The organism is Alishewanella agri BL06 (assembly GCF_000272005.1).
Lineage (GTDB): Bacteria > Pseudomonadota > Gammaproteobacteria > Enterobacterales > Alteromonadaceae > Alishewanella > Alishewanella agri.
On record NZ_AKKU01000001.1, the window covers coordinates 190094 to 207151 of the forward strand.

Genomic DNA, 17058 nt, shown 5'->3' on the forward strand with positions numbered 1-17058 from the left:
TGCTTTAGGGCTTGTTGACCGATAAGGTCAAAGATACCGAGTCTGCGAAGCGCAGCGCATGGGGTTTATCCACTTCAACTTCAGCATAGCTGACACTGGGATGCGCGCTGGCCAGCGCCAGCACGTCGGCGGTTAATTTTTCCAGCAGTGCAAAGCGATTGTTTTCAACCAGGGCAATAATCTGCTTGGTAATAGTGCGGTAATTCAGAGCCTTGTCCATTTCATCACTATTAGCTGCAGCCTCGGCGCTATATTGAATACGGGCATTAATCACCACGTCCTGCTTATTTTTAATTTCGTCCTCATTGATGCCAATAAAGGTACGTAGACGGAGGTTTTTAATTTTAATCACGGCTGGGTTCAGCGCCATAACAGAATCCTTAAGTTGTTTTGCGATCCTTTACGCCGGGCGGACCTAAAGCGATCAGCTGTCTTGTGGTAATTGCAGCGTAAAGCGGGCGCCTCCCAGCGGGCTATCGTCGATATGGATCGCTCCGGAGTAAGAGTTGACTAATTCAGCAACAATCGACAAGCCCACGCCATGCCCCTCCTGATAGGTATCCAGCCGGGTGCCGCGTTGAAACAATTCAGCCCGCCGTGCTTTGGCGATCCCCGGGCCATCATCTTCAATCACCAGCGTAAAGGGAGTGGTTTGCACCTCGAGTTTTACCTGACGCCGACAGGCCTTACAGGCATTATCAAGCAGGTTACCGAGGATCTCCATCAAATCGGTCTCATCGCCACGGAAAAAGGCGTCGGGCGCGCACTGTATCTCAATCTGACAGCCTTTATCCTGATAAATCCGGCGCAGCGCGTTGCTGACTTTTTCGACTACCGGTAGCATCGGGGTTTGTTTTTTCCAGATATCCTGACCAGAGCTACTGGCTTTTTTTAACTGATGCTCAATCATCACCGTAATGCGATCAATTTGTTCTTTGAGCTCGGGTTGTTGCGCCAGTGGCGAAGTGCGTAACACGGCGACCGGTGTTTTCAGCGCATGAGCTAAGTCACTTAAATGGTTACGATAGCGCAGTTTCTGCCGGTTCTGGTTTGCTAACAGCAGATTCAGATCCTCTTTAATCCCTCTGAGTTCTGATGGGTAATTCCCAGTCAGATGGTCCTGACGACCTTTTTCCAGTTGGCGGATCTCGTGATCCAGCCGGGTTAACGGCTTTGTCGTCCAGTAGTATGCCAGAATACTCAACAGTGTCAGGCCTGCCGCTATACCGGTAAACCAACGCAAAAGGGTAGAGCGGAAACTCTGGTGCGGCGCCAGCAACAGTTGTTCGCTTTGCACCACATGGATCGTCAAGGGTCTGGCGCTTTCACCGGTGTCGAACAAAAAGGCGATACTGAGCACCTGATAATTTTGTTCCTGTTCCACCGCATAAAAAATATGCTGACCGGGCGTCAGTTCAATATCGGGCAGGTTAAAAGACTGATTTAAAGAAGAGTCTGATTGCCATAGCAGTTGCTGACCATCTGTGACGTAGGCGGTTAAACCTGAATCCGGGCGGTAGAAGTCCGGCGCCAGGGTATTGTTGGTCAATTCTATTTTGTCATCAACCAGATTTAACTCGGACAAGATGGCGTACATATGAACTTCCATCTTTTGCTCGGCACCGGTCAGGAGTTGCTTATAAAACGCTTGCTCAATGGCGACAAAGGAACTGGGCAATAACAACACCAGCAATACGGCACTCACCAGTCCCTGTCGCAGTTTAAGTGGGATAACTCTCATTTATTCTACAGTCAGGTTAAAGCGATAACCCCGGCCACGTAAGGTCTCGATCGGTTTGAGTTCGCCATCCGGATCCAGCTTTTTGCGCAGGCGTAAAACAAAGACCTCAATCACGTTACTGTCTAAATCAAAATCCTGATCGTAGATATGCTCCGTCAACTCGGTTTTCGAAATCACCTTGCCCGGGTTGAGCATAAAATACTCTAAAACCTTGTATTCGTATGCGGTCAGACTAACTTCATCATCGGCCAACCAGACTTGCTGTGTGCGGCTATTTAACGATATTGGCCCGGAGCGTAATAACGGATCCGGCTGACCGGCTGCACGACGGATCAGCGCGTTACAACGTGCCAGCAGCTCTTCGTTGTGAAAGGGTTTGGTCAGGTAGTCGTCGGCGCCAGCATCCAGGCCTTCTACTTTTTCCTGCCAGCTACCGCGGGCGGTCAAAATAATGATCGGTGTTTTTATTTCCTGTTTACGGGCTTTACGGATCACCGACAGGCCATCTAATTTTGGCAAGCCCAAATCAATAATCGCCAGATCATAGGGGTACTCGGACAATTTAAACCAGCCATCCGCGCCATCTGTCGCCAGATCGACGCTAAATTGCTGTAGTAACAACTGTCCTTTAATTTGTTCCGCTAACAGTTTTTCATCTTCAACCACTAATACCCGCATACTTATTCTTCCCTTTGTACCCGGCCATTGCGGCCATCAACTACCACATTGACTACTCTGCCATCGGACTGCATCACCCGGACTTTAAATTGTCTGCTGTCTGACTGCACTTTTAATACCCGGCCCGGATAACGCTCCTGTGCCAGACGGGTTGCTTTTTCTTTATTGATCTCACGTTTTACCGGATGTTGCTGTTGCTTAGGATCCGCTTTCGGTTCCGGTGCGGCCAGTAACGGCGGCGAAACCCATAACATGGCCAAGATCACTAATACAAATTTCATAACATCCTCCTACCTCTGGCCGGCAACGTTAGCACATGCAGCAGGCCTGCCAGATACTGTTCACCAAGGGGAACGGCAACTAAAACTTCGACATTTCAACAGCTAGCGTTATTGTAGCGCTTACCTAACCACTTTATCAGCTGTACTGTACTTAATTCTGAACCAGGCGGCAATCTGCAAAATGACATTCCCAAGCCCTAGCGCTCTTTGCAATTAGCATCGAATTCATCATTGATTACTTATTGCAAAGAACACTAGCACGAAGCATAGCGTTCATAGCCTTAATTGCTGCTGAATCATTTTGTAAATAATTTGGTAAATTTAGTTTTAATAAAGTTGCAAAAATAAAAATTAAGGCTAATTTTATTGTGGTTGGTATGTTAAGGCTTGTCACTGTGGCTGCAATGCCTGATCTCGTCGCCCTGTAATGCCAACCTGGAGCGACAGGATCTGGTTGCAGGCAGCTGTGAGCAGCAGCGCTGACAGCCGTTTCGGGAGGAAACATAACATGAAACATCTACTTATTTCTGCTTTCCTGGCAGCCCTGGTGATTGGTGCGAATGTCAGCCTGGCTAATACCAATACCCAGCAAGTCAGTAAAACCGCCGCCGCCGAAGCCAGCACTAAGCTGAAATTGAATCAGGCCAGTGCTGAACAACTGGCTGCAGTTCCTGGCCTGGGTAAGGTCAAAGCGCAGGCGATTGTCGACTATGTGCAGCAACATGGTGCGATTAAAAGTGAGGCCGATCTGACCAAGGTAAAAGGTATTGGCAATAAACTGGCGGCTAAGGTCGCAGAGTACGTCAGTTTTGACTAAACCGGAACCGGCCTTAGGCAAGCTCGCCTAAGGCCTTCATTTGCTCATTTGCCCATTGCACGGCATGATGGTAGGCATCAGGAATTTTATTAGCGGGTAATTTCAAGGTATTAATAAGCTGCGTCGCCTGTTCCCAGTCCGCATTTTCATAACACTCAATCAGTCTGATATAGGTAGCCAGTACACCGCTGCGCTCCACTAACGCAACCTTAATTTCAGCCGCCAGTGGTAGCTTTTCCATTACACTTTGAATCGGCTCATCGAGAATGGCATCCATCAACGACATCATCCCGGTGAGATAAGCTTTATCTTGCGGTACATTGCTCGATAACGCCGCTAAACCTTCTGCAAAGCAGGCGCGGGTCATCGCCATGCGCAGCAATTCAGCCGGTTTGTCGGTACTAATTTGCGCGGTAAAGAGTAGCGAGAGGAATTTCTTCAGCTCTGCCTGACCTAACACCACCAGCGCATGTTTAATGGTTTCAATCTCTGCCCGGCGCCGAAAAATGGCTGAATTACTGTAACGCAATAATTTGTAGGAGAGGGTGACGTCACGTTTAAATACCTCGGTGATCTTCACCAGATCAATTTCTGCCTTCGAGGTTTCATATAACAGCTCTGCCAGGGCAAGTTGTGCTGGTGACAGGGCTCGAGTCTGCAGAATTTCCGGCTTTGAGAAAAAAAAGCCCTGAAAATAGTCGAAACCTTGCTTCAAAGCATGTTGGAAGGCTTCATTAGTTTCGACTTTTTCTGCCAGTAACTTAATATGTGGAAAATCGGTAAGCGCCTGCTTAATCTCATCGATAGTTTCGTCGCTGGTGGTGCGAACATCGATTTTGATGATGTCTACATACGGATAGAAATGGCGCCAGACATTGCGATGCACATAATCATCTAATGCCAGCGTGTAGCCCTGTTCTTTTAGTTCCTGACATTCGGCCAGTAAGCGTTTACCAGGTTGAATGGTTTCCAGTACTTCTACCACAATTTGCTCGCGCGGCAGCATGCTGGGATATTTTTTAACCAGGGTTTCTAAAGTAAAGTTGATAAAGCCGGGTTTATCGCCAAGAAAATCATCCAGGCCAAAACTAAATTGGCTACCTTCAATCATTTTAGAGGTAGCCTCGTCGCCATCAATGTTCGGGAAGGCATTAACCAGACCGTCCCGAAACAACAATTCGTAACCAAATAACTGTTTATTTTTATCCAGAATTGGCTGGCGCGCGGCATAAAAATACATAACCAACAAGTCTCCGGTAACATAGCGACAGCGCTATTGTTATTGCCAGCCTGAAAACTGGCAATAACTATTATCCCTACAGCTAGTTTAGCATCGCTTAATTGTTGTGAGTTAACTGTTTTTTATTTGCTGCTCCATTTTGCCGAATAATTGTCGGATCGACGGGGCGGGAGCTTTAGTGCATAAACTCACGCCAACAATAGCGAGCGTACTGAGGATAACACCAGGCACAATTTCGTACATTAACTGGCTAAGCCGTTGGCCATCGACGGTAACAGGGGCGTAGATCCAAATCAGTACCGTCAGTGCACCGACAATAATACCGCTCAGCGCACCAGCAAAGGTCATTCGCGACCAGTACAGGCTAAGGATAATTAACGGACCAAAGGCCGCACCAAAGCCTGCCCAGGCGTTACTGACCAGCTGCAATACCGAGCTGTTGCGGTCAAACGCGAGGGCAATGGCAACCAGTGCTACCAGTAATACCGACAACCGGCCAATAACCACCAGCTCAGTCTGCGACGCGTTACGTTTGACAAAGGCTTTATAAAAGTCTTCGGTCAGTGAGCTTGAGGTGACCAATAACTGTGATGAAATGGTGCTCATAATTGCTGCCAGGATCGCAGCCAGCAGGAAGCCACTGATGAGCGGATGAAACAGAAATTGTGAGAACACAATGAAAATAGTTTCCGGATCATTCAGTGTCATTTCGGTTTTTGCGACATAGGCGATACCAACAAAGCCGGTCATGACAGCGCCGACAATGGTCACCAACATCCAGCTCATACCGATACGTCGTGCGACCTTAATATCTTGTACTGAGCGGATCGCCATAAAACGTACAATAATATGCGGCTGGCCGAAATAGCCAAGCCCCCAGGATAAGGCTGAAATAATGGCTAATGCTGAGCTGGCACCCACCCAGCTTAGTAAGTCCGGATTGATCCGATTCACGATTTGGTTAACTTCGGTCATGCCGCCTAAATGATCAATTGCGACTATCGGAACCAGCACTAACGCCAGAAACATCAGACAGCCTTGCACAAAGTCGGTTAAGCTCACCGCCATAAAACCGCCAATCAGGGTGTAAATGACTACCACACCGGCAGTAATAAACAGACCGAGTTCATAGTTAAGCCCAAAGGAGCTCTCAAATAATTTACCGCCGCCGACGACGCCGGATGACGTATAAAGGGTAAAAAATACCACTATAACCAGTGATGATACTATGCGCAGTAAGCGTGTTTTATCTTCAAAGCGTTTTTCAAAGTAATCCGGAATGGTGATCGCATCCTGAGCGATTTCGGTGTACACCCGCAACCTGGGGGCAACCACCAGGTAATTCAGATAGGCTCCGATTAATAAGCCCACGGCGATCCAGGTGCTACTTAATCCAGAAATATACATCGCACCGGGCAAGCCCATCAGCATCCAGCCGCTCATATCGGAAGCACCGGCAGAAAGCGCCGTAACACTGGGGCTGAGTTTCCGGCCGCCGAGCATATAGCCTGATACGTCGTTGTCGGTTGTTTTATAGGCATAAAGCCCGATAGCAATCATCGCCAGAAAATAAATGGCGAGCGCAACAAGGGTGGCAGTTTCCACGCAGAAAGCTCCTGTTTGTTCTAGGTTTTAGTAAAGTGAGCTGACGTTTGCTGACGACACTGAGTAGGCAGCGCATCAGCAAAGGTCAATTCGCTTTAAATGCTAACAAGATGTGCCCGGGGTTGCCAGCGCTTTTATGCTGACTTAACTTGCCGGGCCGGGGATCTGACGAATATTCCGGATTATTCCGGATAGAGCGCAGTCAATGCAGAGCGTTGCGAAGTTGCAGTCGCTTTGGGTAATTGCTGCCAGGCCTGATACAGCATATCGCCTTGCCAGGGCGTATTTTGCTGACCATAGAGCTGTTGTTCCAGTTGTAACAGTGCGTCAGCAAAGGCGGGGGTACCGGCGTGGCGGCGCAATTCGCCCAGACTTCTTGGCGCTGGTTGAAAACGCTGTTTGCCCCAATACAATAACGCTTGCGCCGCCGCCTTTGCGTCGCCAGTCTGACACGCGCGTTGCAAGGCTTTGGGGCTATAGCTGGCATCGGATTGGCTTGTTGGTGCTGTACGGGCAATAGAAGCACGCCGCTGCAGCAGATAGCCAACCAGCAAGAGTGAGCTTAACCACAAACCAGCTAACAGATTGCTGGTGTAGTTCCATTGCCAGTGGTTAGCGGTGGGCGTCTGAGTTTGCACTTTAGTTTGGATTACTGGCGCCGGACTTATTGGCTGTTGCGCCTGACCGCTGACTTGGAGGGTCCGCTCTGGCAGTACCGCATAGTCTAGCTGGTTGGTCTGATTATTCCACCACGGCAGTCGGATTTCAGGCAGGACAAGGCTGCCATTGCTGCTGGCGATAAGGGCTGTGGTATAGACTTTTTGCGCGACCATCCGCCCGCTGCGTTCAGCACCCCGGCTTTGCGGTTGCTCCTGATAAGCTCTGATCCCGTCGGGGTATTGTTGACTTAATTCGGGTAACTGGTTTGCTGCGACATCAACTGCCGACAGGGTAATAATCCGGGTTACCGGCTCACCGGCTTTTAGCTCAGCGCCTTCTGGCTGCCATTCTTCGGTTAGCGTGACCAGGCCAGCAACCAGCCAGTTACCGGGAAAGTTGTCCGGTTGCGGTTTAATTTCCAGCCGCACGGGCTCTGCTTCGGCCATCACGGTTTTACTGCGCGAAAAATAGTTATAGCGGCTTGGATCGCGATCAATCATGTCACCGGTAAAGAGGGGGGGCTGGATACTCAGGTTACCGCTTTGCTGCGGTGTAATGGCATAACGCCGGGTAATAGTGCGGTAGCGTACACCATCAACCAGTGCTGTCCCTTCGACATCCGGACCCAGCCGCTGAATTTCAGCGCCCTCCAGTGCCGGCTCAGTTAAGTTGCCGCGCTGCAGGTCACCGCTGAAATAAATCACCACATCGTAGTACAGCATCTGCTGCACATAGACTGACGGATAGCCGGAGAGCTTCGCCTCCAGAAAGATATCTTGTTTGGTTTGGCTCTGTGCTTGTTCGATAACTTCGAGTGCAATAGGGGTTGAGCTAATGCCATTAATCGTAAAAGCCGGGATCCGAAAACTGCCGGTACTCCTTGGAAACAGCGTCAGACTCCAGCTGGTACTATGACTGGTGCGGCCATTAATTACCTGAGTGCTTTGACTTACCGCCGGCACCATAACCCGAAAGTCCTGTTGTAGCTCACGATAATCAAGCGCATCGGCGCTAAGGCGGGCGTCAGCAGTGACGACCAGAGTAATAGCTTCGCCAAGCATCGCCGGATTTTTATCCACCGAACTTTGCAGGCTGCTAAACGCCATCGCTGCACCGCCAAATAGCAATTGGCTAAACAAAATAACGACAAGTAAGCGGGTTACCATTCCTGTTGAGCTCCTGGCGGCGGGGCAGTGCGCCGTTTTTGTTGTTCCAGTAACATGCGGTTGCGCAGCAGCAGACCCGGATCGTCCTGCACTTTGCGCAATAAATTTTCAAGTTGTTGCTGTTGCTCTGGCGTGGCATTGGGCCAGGGCTCGGTGATTTGCCGCTGCGGTTGCGGCTCAGCAGACAGCTCTTCAGCTTCGCCCGCGTCACCGGCAGGGCGTGGCTGAGCTTGTTTAGCTTGCTCTTCGCCTGCTGCTGGTGCGGCATCTTGTTGAGTCTGGGTGTTGTCTGCTTGCTGCGGCTCAGCTTCGCCCTGTTCTGCCGGCTGGTTTTGCTCGGCCGATTGCGGATCACCCTGCTGGTCTTGTTGATCCTGCTGTGATTGTTGGTTTTGCTGTTGTTGTGCTTGCTGCTGTTGCTCTTTTAACAGCTGTTGCATCAACTCGGCGTTTTTACGTGCATTTTCATTATCAGGTTCGAGTTCTAACGCCTGCTGATAGGACGAGAGCGCCTGCTCGAACTGCTGCTGCATGGCCTGGGCATTGCCGAGATTCTGCCAGGCGGCAGCATTGGGTTGCGTGCTCAGTGCTTGTTGATAGGCGCTGGCGGCTTTGGCATAGTCCCCGGCGCGGTAAGCGGCATTACCTTGCCACAAGGGATCGGTAAATTTTTGTTGGGCAGCGCTAAAGTCACCTTGTTGATAATCAGCAATGGCTTGTTGCTGTTTGTTTTGCCATAAATCACGCCAGCTCACCGCTTCAGCCGGTGGTAAATACACTAACAGGCAGACCAGCAGGACAGCCGATCGCCGTCCCAGCCACAGCGCCAGCGGCAGCAGCAACCACACCAGATAGACGGCAGCATCCTGCCAGTTATCTCCCAGCCTGGCTTCAGTATTATCCCGGGTATCTTCAGGTTGGCTAAAGCCAGCCAGCAGCGCCTGCAAATCACTGTTATCGGCGCCGGCTTGCTGATACTCGCCACCACCCTGTTTGGCTAAAATACTCAGTTGCTGTAGTGGTACTCTTGGTACGACGACAGCTCCCTGACTGTTTTTTAGTAACTCGCCGTTTTCCAGACGAACTACCGCCCCCTCGGCCTGGCCAAACGCCAGAATGGATAACCGGTGCGGGTAATTATTGAGCAGTTGCTGCAATGCATGATAGCTGTCTTGATCAAAGCCATCGGTAAACAACATGACTTCACCGCGGCTGTAGCCTGCCTGTCGCAGCACCTCGTCAGCTAATTGCAGCGCATGCAGCACATTAGAACCCTGGCCCGGTAGTAATTCGGGTTTTAAATTCGGGATCTGCAGTCGGATATTATTGTAATCGATGGTCAGCGGCGAAATCACAAAGGCTTCCGCGGCATAGCTGATCAATGCCAGGTCACCCTCGCGTAATTTATCAACAAAATCCAGTGCTTTAAAACGTTGTTGAGTTAAGCGGTCTGGCACCATATCGGTTGCCCGCATCGACATCGACATATCCAGAATCAACACCGTCGCTTTTTTTACCGCCAGCGCCGGTTGCGGCAGTTTTTGCCAACTTGGACCACTTAGCGCCAGTACGGCTAACAACCAGCACAGAGCCAGTATGGGGAGAGCCCAGGGCTGTTGACGCTTTAATTGTTCACCCAGCAACACCACGGGCTGAAGATGGCGGGCAATCAGATTTTGCCACAGGCTGTGTTGCTGGCGGTGACTACGTAACAACAGCCAGAGCAATACTGCGGGTACCAGCGCGAGCAGCCAATAGGGTCGTAATAAATGTAAATCAGCGAGCACCTGATATTACTCCTGTCCAGTCAATACGCCGCGCCGCCAGCCAGAATGAGCAAAGCAAAGCCAGGGCCAGGGGGTAATGCAGTAAACTCCGCTGTGGCCGGTAGGTGAGTTGTTCTCGTTCAATCGGCTCCAGTTCATCAAGCAACTGATAAATTTGCCGCAGCTCTGCCGGACTGCGGGCACGGAAGTAGCGCCCGCCCGTTTGCTCTGCGATTTGGATTAATAAGGGCTCATCCAAATCCTGTGATGGATTAATTACGCGCTGGCCGAAAATACTATTTTGCACCATTTGCTCGGCGCCCAAACCGACAGTATAAATCCTGATCCCAGCCGCTATGGCGAGTTTCAGCGCTTCCTGCGGCTGAATGTCGCCAGCGTTATTGGCACCATCACTGAGTAAAATCAACACTTTATTGGTGGTGTCGTAACTATTCAGGCGCTTTACACTGAGGCCAATAGCCTCACCGATCGCAGTACGTTGCCCGACCAGACCCATTACCGCATCGTCCAGAAATTGTTGTACTGTCGCTAAATCGAAGGTTAACGGGGCTTGCTGATAAGCGGCATCGGCAAACAAGATTAAGCCGACGCGATCGCCTTGCCGCGCCTGAATAAAATCCCGCAATACGTTTTTCATTGCTTCCAGGCGGGTAAAACGTTGACCATTTAGCTCCATATCCGGAATATCCATCGAGCCGGAGAGATCCAGTGCCAGCATCAATTCCCGGCCCTGTTGCGGCAGTGCCACCGGCTCACCCAGCCAACGCGGTTGGCTGGCACTAAACACCAGTAAACACCAACACAATAGCAATACCAAACGACTACTCAGCGGAGCCGCAGCTGCTTCGCGCTGCTGCTGGCCGAGTTTGGCCAGCGCCGGCAGTTTGAGCGCCCGGCCGGCAGGTTGCGGTAGCTTTCGTATTAACCAGGGCAGGGGCAAGGCTAACAACAACCAGGGATAGCTCAGATCAAACATGCTGGCCTCCGCTGGAGAGGATCGGGCTAAGTTTAGTCGCGTTAAAGGCTTGCAGATACAGCCGGGCTGCGTGATACAGCTGTTGTCGGTCTGCAACGCTATGTTGCGACGGGGCCTGATATAACAACACGCTCAGATCCGGTAAGCGTACATCCGGTGGTAAGCACTGTTGCCAATGCTGCTGCCAATCCGCTGTGCCAGCGCTGAGTAGCGGATGACTTGGCCAGTAGCTTTTCAGCAAACGTTTTAAAAGTTGATTCAGCTGAGTCGCCAGTAGTTCATCCTGTGGATCTAAGCGCTGAAATTCACGCCAGGCCTGTCGTTTTGCTGCCTGCTGCTGCCAGCGGCGCCACAGATGATAGCTCAGCATAGCTAAACCCAGGGCCGCGAGTGCAATCAGCAACCAGTGCCCGGGTGCCAGCAAGGGCGTATCAGGGTAGGGCGGCTCGTTAATATCGGCCAGTAAACTAAGCAGTTGTGCCTGATCAGTCATGATAAGCTCCGGCCAGTTGCGACAATAAGGGTGCGGCGCTACTCAGCGTTAACCACTGACAGCCCTGGCGCAACAGTTTGGCTTTGCACGCGGCAAGAGCTTGCTGTTGTTGTTGTTGATAGCGCTGTTTTAGTTTGTTGTTTAAATCCACTACGGCGGGGCTGCCTTGTTGGGCACTGACTAATGCCTCGCCATACAGGTTGTCGGGCAGGTTCAGTTCCAGCGGATCGGAAAACTGACAACAATGAATTTCGTTATGTTGTTTTAACACCTGTAAATGTCGTAACGCCTCATCATCAAGCTGATTAAAGTCGGATAAAATATACAGCAAACTGCCTGGCCTTAATACCCGGCGCAGTTCAGCCAAGGCGTTGGCCAGCGTCATGCCCTGATTAGTCTGTTGTTGCTGATGCACATCCAGCAGTGCCTGCAGGTAGCGCAGTACGCCTTTACTTCTGCCAAGCGGTTTGAGTAAAACATGTTGCTGTTCACTAAATACCAGGCCGCCGAGTTTATCGCCCTGGGCTTTACAGTGCCAGCCGAGCAGTGCCGCCAGATGCGCTGCCTGTACAGATTTTAACAGCAAGGTGGAGCCAAAACGCATGGTTTCGCTTAGATCGGTCAGAATAAATACCGGCCGCTCCCGCTCTTCGCGGAACAACTTGGTATGCACCCGACCGGTGCGGGCAGTAACACGCCAGTCGATAGCCCGGACGTCATCACCGGGTTGATAATGCCGCACTTCATCAAATTCCATACCGCGGCCTTTACTGCGGGCCAGATAGCTCCCAGCCAGCTTACTCTGGGCGTTACGCCCCGGTTTTAAATCCAGCAACCGGGTATGGCGCTGATACCATAACAATTCTGGCAGGGCTAACTGTACGCCAGTCGCCTGCAAACTCTGGAACCAAGTTGTCGGATCAAAGACCGGGTTACTCATTTCAAGGTACTGCAACCAGTTCTAGGATGTCAGTCAGTACCTGGTCGGTACTGATACCCTCAGCCTCGGCGGCGTAGGTCAGAATTAAGCGATGGCGCAGCACATTATGAAATACGGCCTGAATATCTTCCGGCGTAACAAAATCTCTGCCGGCTAACCAGGCGCGGGCGCGGGAACAACGATCCAGGGCAATTGTTGCCCGTGGGCTGGCGCCATAGCCGATATAGCTGGCCAGTTTGGCGCTGTAGGCTGCAGGTTGGCGGGTGGCCATCACCAGTTGCACCATATAGTGCTCCAGGCTCTCAGCCAGATGCAGTTTTAATACCTGCTGGCGGGCAGCGAAAATATCCGCCTGACTGATGGGGGCCGCTTTAACCGGTGTTTCATGGCGGGCTTCGGCGCGGGTTAAGCGCAGGATCTCCAGCTCGGTCGCGCTATCCGGGTAATCCACCTTTAAATGCAATAAAAAGCGGTCAAGCTGAGCTTCCGGCAGCGGATAAGTGCCTTCCTGCTCCAGTGGGTTTTGCGTCGCCATCACCAGAAACAGCTCCGGCAGTTTATAAGTATTGCGACCCACGGTGACCTGTTTCTCTGCCATCGCTTCCAGTAGCGCAGACTGAACCTTGGCGGGGGCACGGTTAATTTCATCCGCCAGAATTAAATTATGAAACAATGGACCGGATTGAAAGGCAAAGGCGCCGGTCTCCGGCCGGTAGATATCGGTGCCGGTCAGATCAGCCGGCAGTAAGTCAGGCGTAAACTGAATACGGTGAAATTCGGCTTCTACACCCTGCGCCAGCGCGTTCACTGCCCGGGTTTTCGCCAGACCTGGCGGGCCCTCGACCAACAGGTGACCATTGGCTAATAGCGCCAGCAAAATGCCTTCGGTTAATGCTGGTTGTCCCAGTACCTGACTATCCAGATAAGATTTTAATGACGCAAAAGCCTGTACCATCATGATTTCTGTCTTATTCTTTAAAAGTGGTTGATTTATGACCGCTTTATCCGGCCTGACTATGGCGAATAGCGACGTTAGGACTCATAACTCTTTATAAGGTTCCCACTATGCTAATACAAGAGTTTTAAAACAACTGTTTTAATTTCGGTAGACAGTGGTTACAATCGGATGAATATCAGAGGTCTGACCTGTAATCAGGCCATCAGAAAACAAGAGGATAACTATGGCAGCGCCTATCAACCTGAGAACCCGTGATGGTGAGCGGATTGCGATCGTCTCCGGGCTTCGTACGCCTTTCGCTAAACAAGCTACTGAGTTTCATGGCGTATCCGCCCTGGATCTGGGTAAGTTGGTGGTTAACGAACTGCTGATCCGGGCTGAGCTGGATCCGGCTCTGGTCGAGCAGGTGGTATACGGTCAGGTGGTACAAATGCCGGAAGCACCGAACATTGCCCGCGAAATCGTGCTCGGCACCGGCATGCAGGTGCATACCGATGCCTTTAGTGTTACCCGGGCCTGTGCCACCAGTTTTCAGTCAGTAGTCAGTGTTGCCGAATCCATGCTGGCCGGTGTTACGCAGATCGCCATTGCCGGTGGTGCGGACTCCAGTTCGGTATTACCAATAGGTGTGAGCAAGAAACTGGCGCGCGCCCTGGTCGATGTTAATAAAGCCAAGACCCTGGGCCAGAAACTGGCAATTTTCCGCCGCTTGGGCCTGAAAGACTTACTGCCGGTTCCACCAGCGGTAGCCGAATACAGCACCGGCCTGTCAATGGGCGATACGGCTGAACAAATGGCGAAAAGCCATGGTATCAGCCGGGCGGCTCAGGATGAACTGGCACACCGCTCGCACACCCTGGCGGCGGCTGCCTGGCAAGCCGGCAAGCTGGCCGATGAGGTTATGACCGCCTATGTTGAGCCGTACAGCCGCTATTTAAAGATCGATAACAATATCCGGATGGAGTCGAAGCTTGACTCCTACGCCAAATTAAAGCCGGTATTTGACCGGGTGCATGGTTCAGTAACGGCGGCAAACAGTACGCCGCTGACCGATGGTGCTTCTGCGGTACTGATGATGACCGAAGGCCGCGCCAAGGCGCTGGGTTATACCCCCTTGGGTTATCTGCGCAGCTACGCCTTTTCGGCCATTGGCGTACATGAAGATATGCTGATGGGCCCGTCTTATGCGACGCCGATCGCGCTGGATCGCGCCGGGATGAAACTGTCGGATCTGACGCTGATTGAAATGCATGAAGCCTTCGCTGCTCAGGCGCTGGCCAATATGAAGATGTTTGGCAGCCGTAAATTTGCCGAAGAAAAGCTGGGCCGCAGCGAAGCCATTGGCGAAATTGATATGGATAAGTTTAACGTTAACGGTGGTTCACTGGCTTATGGCCACCCCTTTGCCGCGACCGGCACCCGCTTAATAGTGCAAACCCTGAATGAATTAAAACGTCGTGGTGGTGGCATCGGCCTGACCACTGCCTGCGCCGCCGGCGGTTTAGGTGCAGCGATGATTGTGGAGACCGAATAATGACTGACACAGTAAGCAGCTTTAGCTTAAGCATCCGCGATGACAAGGTGGCCGTGATCACCATGGATATTCCGGGTGAAAGCATGAATGTCCTGAAAGCCTCGTTTGCCGATGAAATTGATGCCATGCTGAAACAGCTGGCTAACGACAGTACCTTAAAAGGCGTGGTCTTTATCAGTGGCAAAAAAGATTCCTTTATTGCCGGCGCCGATATCAGCATGCTCGATGCCTGTCAGACGGCAGAGCAGGCGGAAACCATTGCCGCGATGGGACAACAAATGTTCGACCGGCTGGAGCAACTGCGCCTGCCGGTCGTTGCTGCGATCCATGGCCCTTGCTTAGGTGGCGGTCTGGAGCTGGCACTGGCGTGTCATGCCCGGGTTGCCAGCAGCAGCCCGAAAACTGTGCTGGGTTTGCCGGAAGTACAGCTGGGCTTACTACCCGGCAGTGGTGGTACCCAGCGTTTACCGAAGTTAGTTGGCGTGCAAAAAGCGCTGGATATGATCCTGACGGGTAAGCAATTGCGTGCTGCCCAGGCGAAAAAGCTCGGTCTGGTCGATGAAGTGGTGCCAGAGAGCATTCTGCTGGATGCCGCAGTGAAAAAAGCACTGGCCGGTAAACCCCGGCGCGAAGCGAAAAAGCAGAGCCTGCTGGATAAACTGCTGGAAAATACCGGACCAGGTCGCAAACTGGTGTTTTCACAGGCGCTAAAACAAACGCTGAAGAAAACCCAGGGCAATTATCCTGCCGCCCTGCGGATTATTGAAGTGATTCAAACCGGCGTCGAGCAAGGCTATCAAAAAGGCCTGGCCGCAGAGGCCAAAGCCTTTGGCCAGCTTTGTATGACGTCAGAGTCGGCGGCACTGCGCAGTATTTTCTTTGCCACCACTCAGATGAAGAAAGAAAGCGGTGCCGGTGATGCTAAACCGCGTAAGGTGCGCAAAGCCGCAGTGCTGGGCGGCGGCCTGATGGGCGGCGGTATTGCCAATGTCAGCGCCACCAAAGCCGGTGTACCGGTGCGGATCAAAGATATCGCTGAACAGGGTATTAATAATGCGCTGAAATACAGCTTTGATATCCTGAACAAAAAATATAAAAAGCGCTTTATCAGCAAGGCCGAGATGCAAAAGCAGCTGCTGTTGATCACTGGCACTACCGATTACAGTGGTTTCCATAATGTCGATATCGTGGTTGAGGCGGTATTTGAAGATCTGAGCTTAAAGCAGCAAATGGTGGCCGATATTGAACAGCACTGTGCGGAGCATACCATCTTTGCCAGCAATACCAGTTCGTTACCTATTCACAAAATTGCCGAAAAGGCAGCACGGCCGGAAAATGTGATCGGTCTGCATTACTTCTCACCGGTAGATAAAATGCCGCTGGTAGAAGTGATTGCGCATGACAAAACCTCTGCGGAGACCATCGCTACTACGGTTGCTTTCGCCCGTAAGCAAGGCAAAACGCCGATCGTGGTCAAAGACGGTGCCGGTTTCTACGTCAACCGTATTCTGGCGCTGTATATGAATGAAGCGGCCAATATTCTGCTTGCCGGTGAGCCGGTAGAGAAAATTGACCGTGCGCTGGTCAAATTCGGCTTCCCGGTCGGCCCGGTGACGCTGCTGGATGAAGTGGGTATTGATGTTGGCGCCAAAATTTCGCCGATTTTAACGGCTGAGCTCGGTGAGCGCTTTGCCGCACCAGCTGCCTTTGACAAACTGCTGGCCGATGGCCGTAAAGGCAAGAAAACCGAAAAAGGGTTTTATCTTTATGGTAAGGCGGCGAAAAAAGGTAAAAAGCTGGTTGATGAGTCGGTGTATGCAGTGCTTGGCGTAACACCGGCGCCGGCGCTAAATAGCGATGAAATTGCCAGCCGCTGTACCGCGCAGATGTTAAATGAGGCGGTACGTTGTCTGGAAGAGGGTATTATTGCCTCGGCCCGGGATGGGGATATTGGTGCCATCTTTGGTATCGGTTTCCCGCCGTTCCTTGGTGGTCCGTTCCGCTATATCGATAATCTGGGTGTCAATAATCTGGTGGCGACCTTACGGCAGCTGGAAAGCCGCTTTGGTAGCCGCTTTACGCCGTGCGATACCTTGTTAAAAATGGCGGAGCAAGGCGAGCGTTTCTATTCATAGCTTCACCGCTTCCCAGTAACAATCATTAATTGTTACTGGTCGAACTA

The 17058-nt window shown here is 51.5% G+C and carries 16 protein-coding genes; 3 read left to right on the forward strand and 13 right to left on the reverse strand.

The genetic code is table 11. The features are described from left to right. Positions 1-4: 4 nt before the first annotated feature. From folX to AGRI_RS16465, 5 genes are all read right to left on the reverse strand, one after another. Positions 5-370, reverse strand: coding sequence for a dihydroneopterin triphosphate 2'-epimerase (folX, locus tag AGRI_RS00915; protein ID WP_008983153.1), 366 nt, complete (start codon positions 368-370; stop codon positions 5-7). A 54-nt stretch (positions 371-424) separates the two neighbouring features. Beyond that, positions 425-1741, reverse strand: a complete 1317-nt coding sequence (locus AGRI_RS00920) for an ATP-binding protein (RefSeq protein WP_008983154.1) — start codon at positions 1739-1741, stop codon at positions 425-427. Next, the gene (locus AGRI_RS00925) at positions 1742-2419 is read right to left on the reverse strand and encodes a response regulator transcription factor (RefSeq protein WP_008983155.1); all 678 of its coding nucleotides are present in this window, start codon (positions 2417-2419) and stop codon (positions 1742-1744) included. 2 nt (positions 2420-2421) lie between these two features. After that, a complete protein-coding gene (locus AGRI_RS00930; RefSeq protein ID WP_008983156.1) occupies positions 2422-2700 on the reverse strand; it encodes a PepSY domain-containing protein in 279 nt (92 codons plus the stop codon). A gap of 235 nt (positions 2701-2935) precedes the next feature. Continuing rightward, complete coding sequence (locus AGRI_RS16465; protein ID WP_057785722.1) at positions 2936-3217, reverse strand: hypothetical protein; 282 nt, start codon at positions 3215-3217, stop codon at positions 2936-2938. Between AGRI_RS16465 and AGRI_RS00935 the strand changes: the two genes are divergently transcribed. Then, a complete protein-coding gene (locus tag AGRI_RS00935; RefSeq protein WP_008983157.1) occupies positions 3209-3517 on the forward strand; it encodes a ComEA family DNA-binding protein in 309 nt (102 codons plus the stop codon). The two genes, AGRI_RS16465 and AGRI_RS00935, sit on opposite strands and share 9 nt — an antisense overlap. Before the next feature lie 13 nt (positions 3518-3530). Here AGRI_RS00935 and AGRI_RS00940 read toward each other — a convergent pair whose 3' ends face one another. The 8 genes from AGRI_RS00940 to AGRI_RS00975 form a co-directional block, all read right to left on the reverse strand. After that, positions 3531-4757 carry an EAL and HDOD domain-containing protein gene (locus tag AGRI_RS00940; protein ID WP_008983158.1) on the reverse strand — a complete coding sequence of 409 codons (1227 nt, stop codon included), beginning with the start codon at positions 4755-4757 and terminating at the stop codon, positions 3531-3533. A gap of 111 nt (positions 4758-4868) precedes the next feature. Then, a complete protein-coding gene (gene putP / locus AGRI_RS00945; protein ID WP_008983159.1) occupies positions 4869-6362 on the reverse strand; it encodes a sodium/proline symporter PutP in 1494 nt (497 codons plus the stop codon). A 182-nt stretch (positions 6363-6544) separates the two neighbouring features. Further along, the gene (locus AGRI_RS00950) at positions 6545-8188 is read right to left on the reverse strand and encodes a BatD family protein (RefSeq protein ID WP_008983160.1); all 1644 of its coding nucleotides are present in this window, start codon (positions 8186-8188) and stop codon (positions 6545-6547) included. Further along, on the reverse strand, positions 8182-9975 hold the full coding sequence (locus AGRI_RS00955; protein ID WP_008983161.1) for a VWA domain-containing protein: 1794 nt from the start codon (positions 9973-9975) through the stop codon (positions 8182-8184). The genes AGRI_RS00950 and AGRI_RS00955 overlap by 7 nt, the downstream gene beginning before the upstream one ends. Continuing rightward, positions 9965-10951 (reverse strand): vWA domain-containing protein, encoded by a 987-nt coding sequence (locus tag AGRI_RS00960; protein WP_008983162.1) that lies wholly within the window; start codon positions 10949-10951, stop codon positions 9965-9967. The genes AGRI_RS00955 and AGRI_RS00960 overlap by 11 nt, the downstream gene beginning before the upstream one ends. Then, on the reverse strand, positions 10944-11444 hold the full coding sequence (locus tag AGRI_RS00965) for a DUF4381 domain-containing protein (protein WP_008983163.1): 501 nt from the start codon (positions 11442-11444) through the stop codon (positions 10944-10946). Before AGRI_RS00965 ends, AGRI_RS00960 begins: the two co-directional genes overlap by 8 nt. Further along, positions 11437-12384, reverse strand: a complete 948-nt coding sequence (locus AGRI_RS00970; RefSeq protein ID WP_008983164.1) for a DUF58 domain-containing protein — start codon at positions 12382-12384, stop codon at positions 11437-11439. Before AGRI_RS00970 ends, AGRI_RS00965 begins: the two co-directional genes overlap by 8 nt. Position 12385: 1 nt before the next feature. Further along, positions 12386-13342 (reverse strand): AAA family ATPase, encoded by a 957-nt coding sequence (locus AGRI_RS00975; RefSeq protein WP_008983165.1) that lies wholly within the window; start codon positions 13340-13342, stop codon positions 12386-12388. A gap of 223 nt (positions 13343-13565) precedes the next feature. Between AGRI_RS00975 and fadI the strand changes: the two genes are divergently transcribed. Then, complete coding sequence (gene fadI / locus AGRI_RS00980; protein WP_008983166.1) at positions 13566-14876, forward strand: acetyl-CoA C-acyltransferase FadI; 1311 nt, start codon at positions 13566-13568, stop codon at positions 14874-14876. Next, the gene (gene fadJ / locus AGRI_RS00985) at positions 14876-17011 is read left to right on the forward strand and encodes a fatty acid oxidation complex subunit alpha FadJ (RefSeq protein WP_008983167.1); all 2136 of its coding nucleotides are present in this window, start codon (positions 14876-14878) and stop codon (positions 17009-17011) included. Before fadI ends, fadJ begins: the two co-directional genes overlap by 1 nt. Positions 17012-17058: the final 47 nt, after the last annotated feature.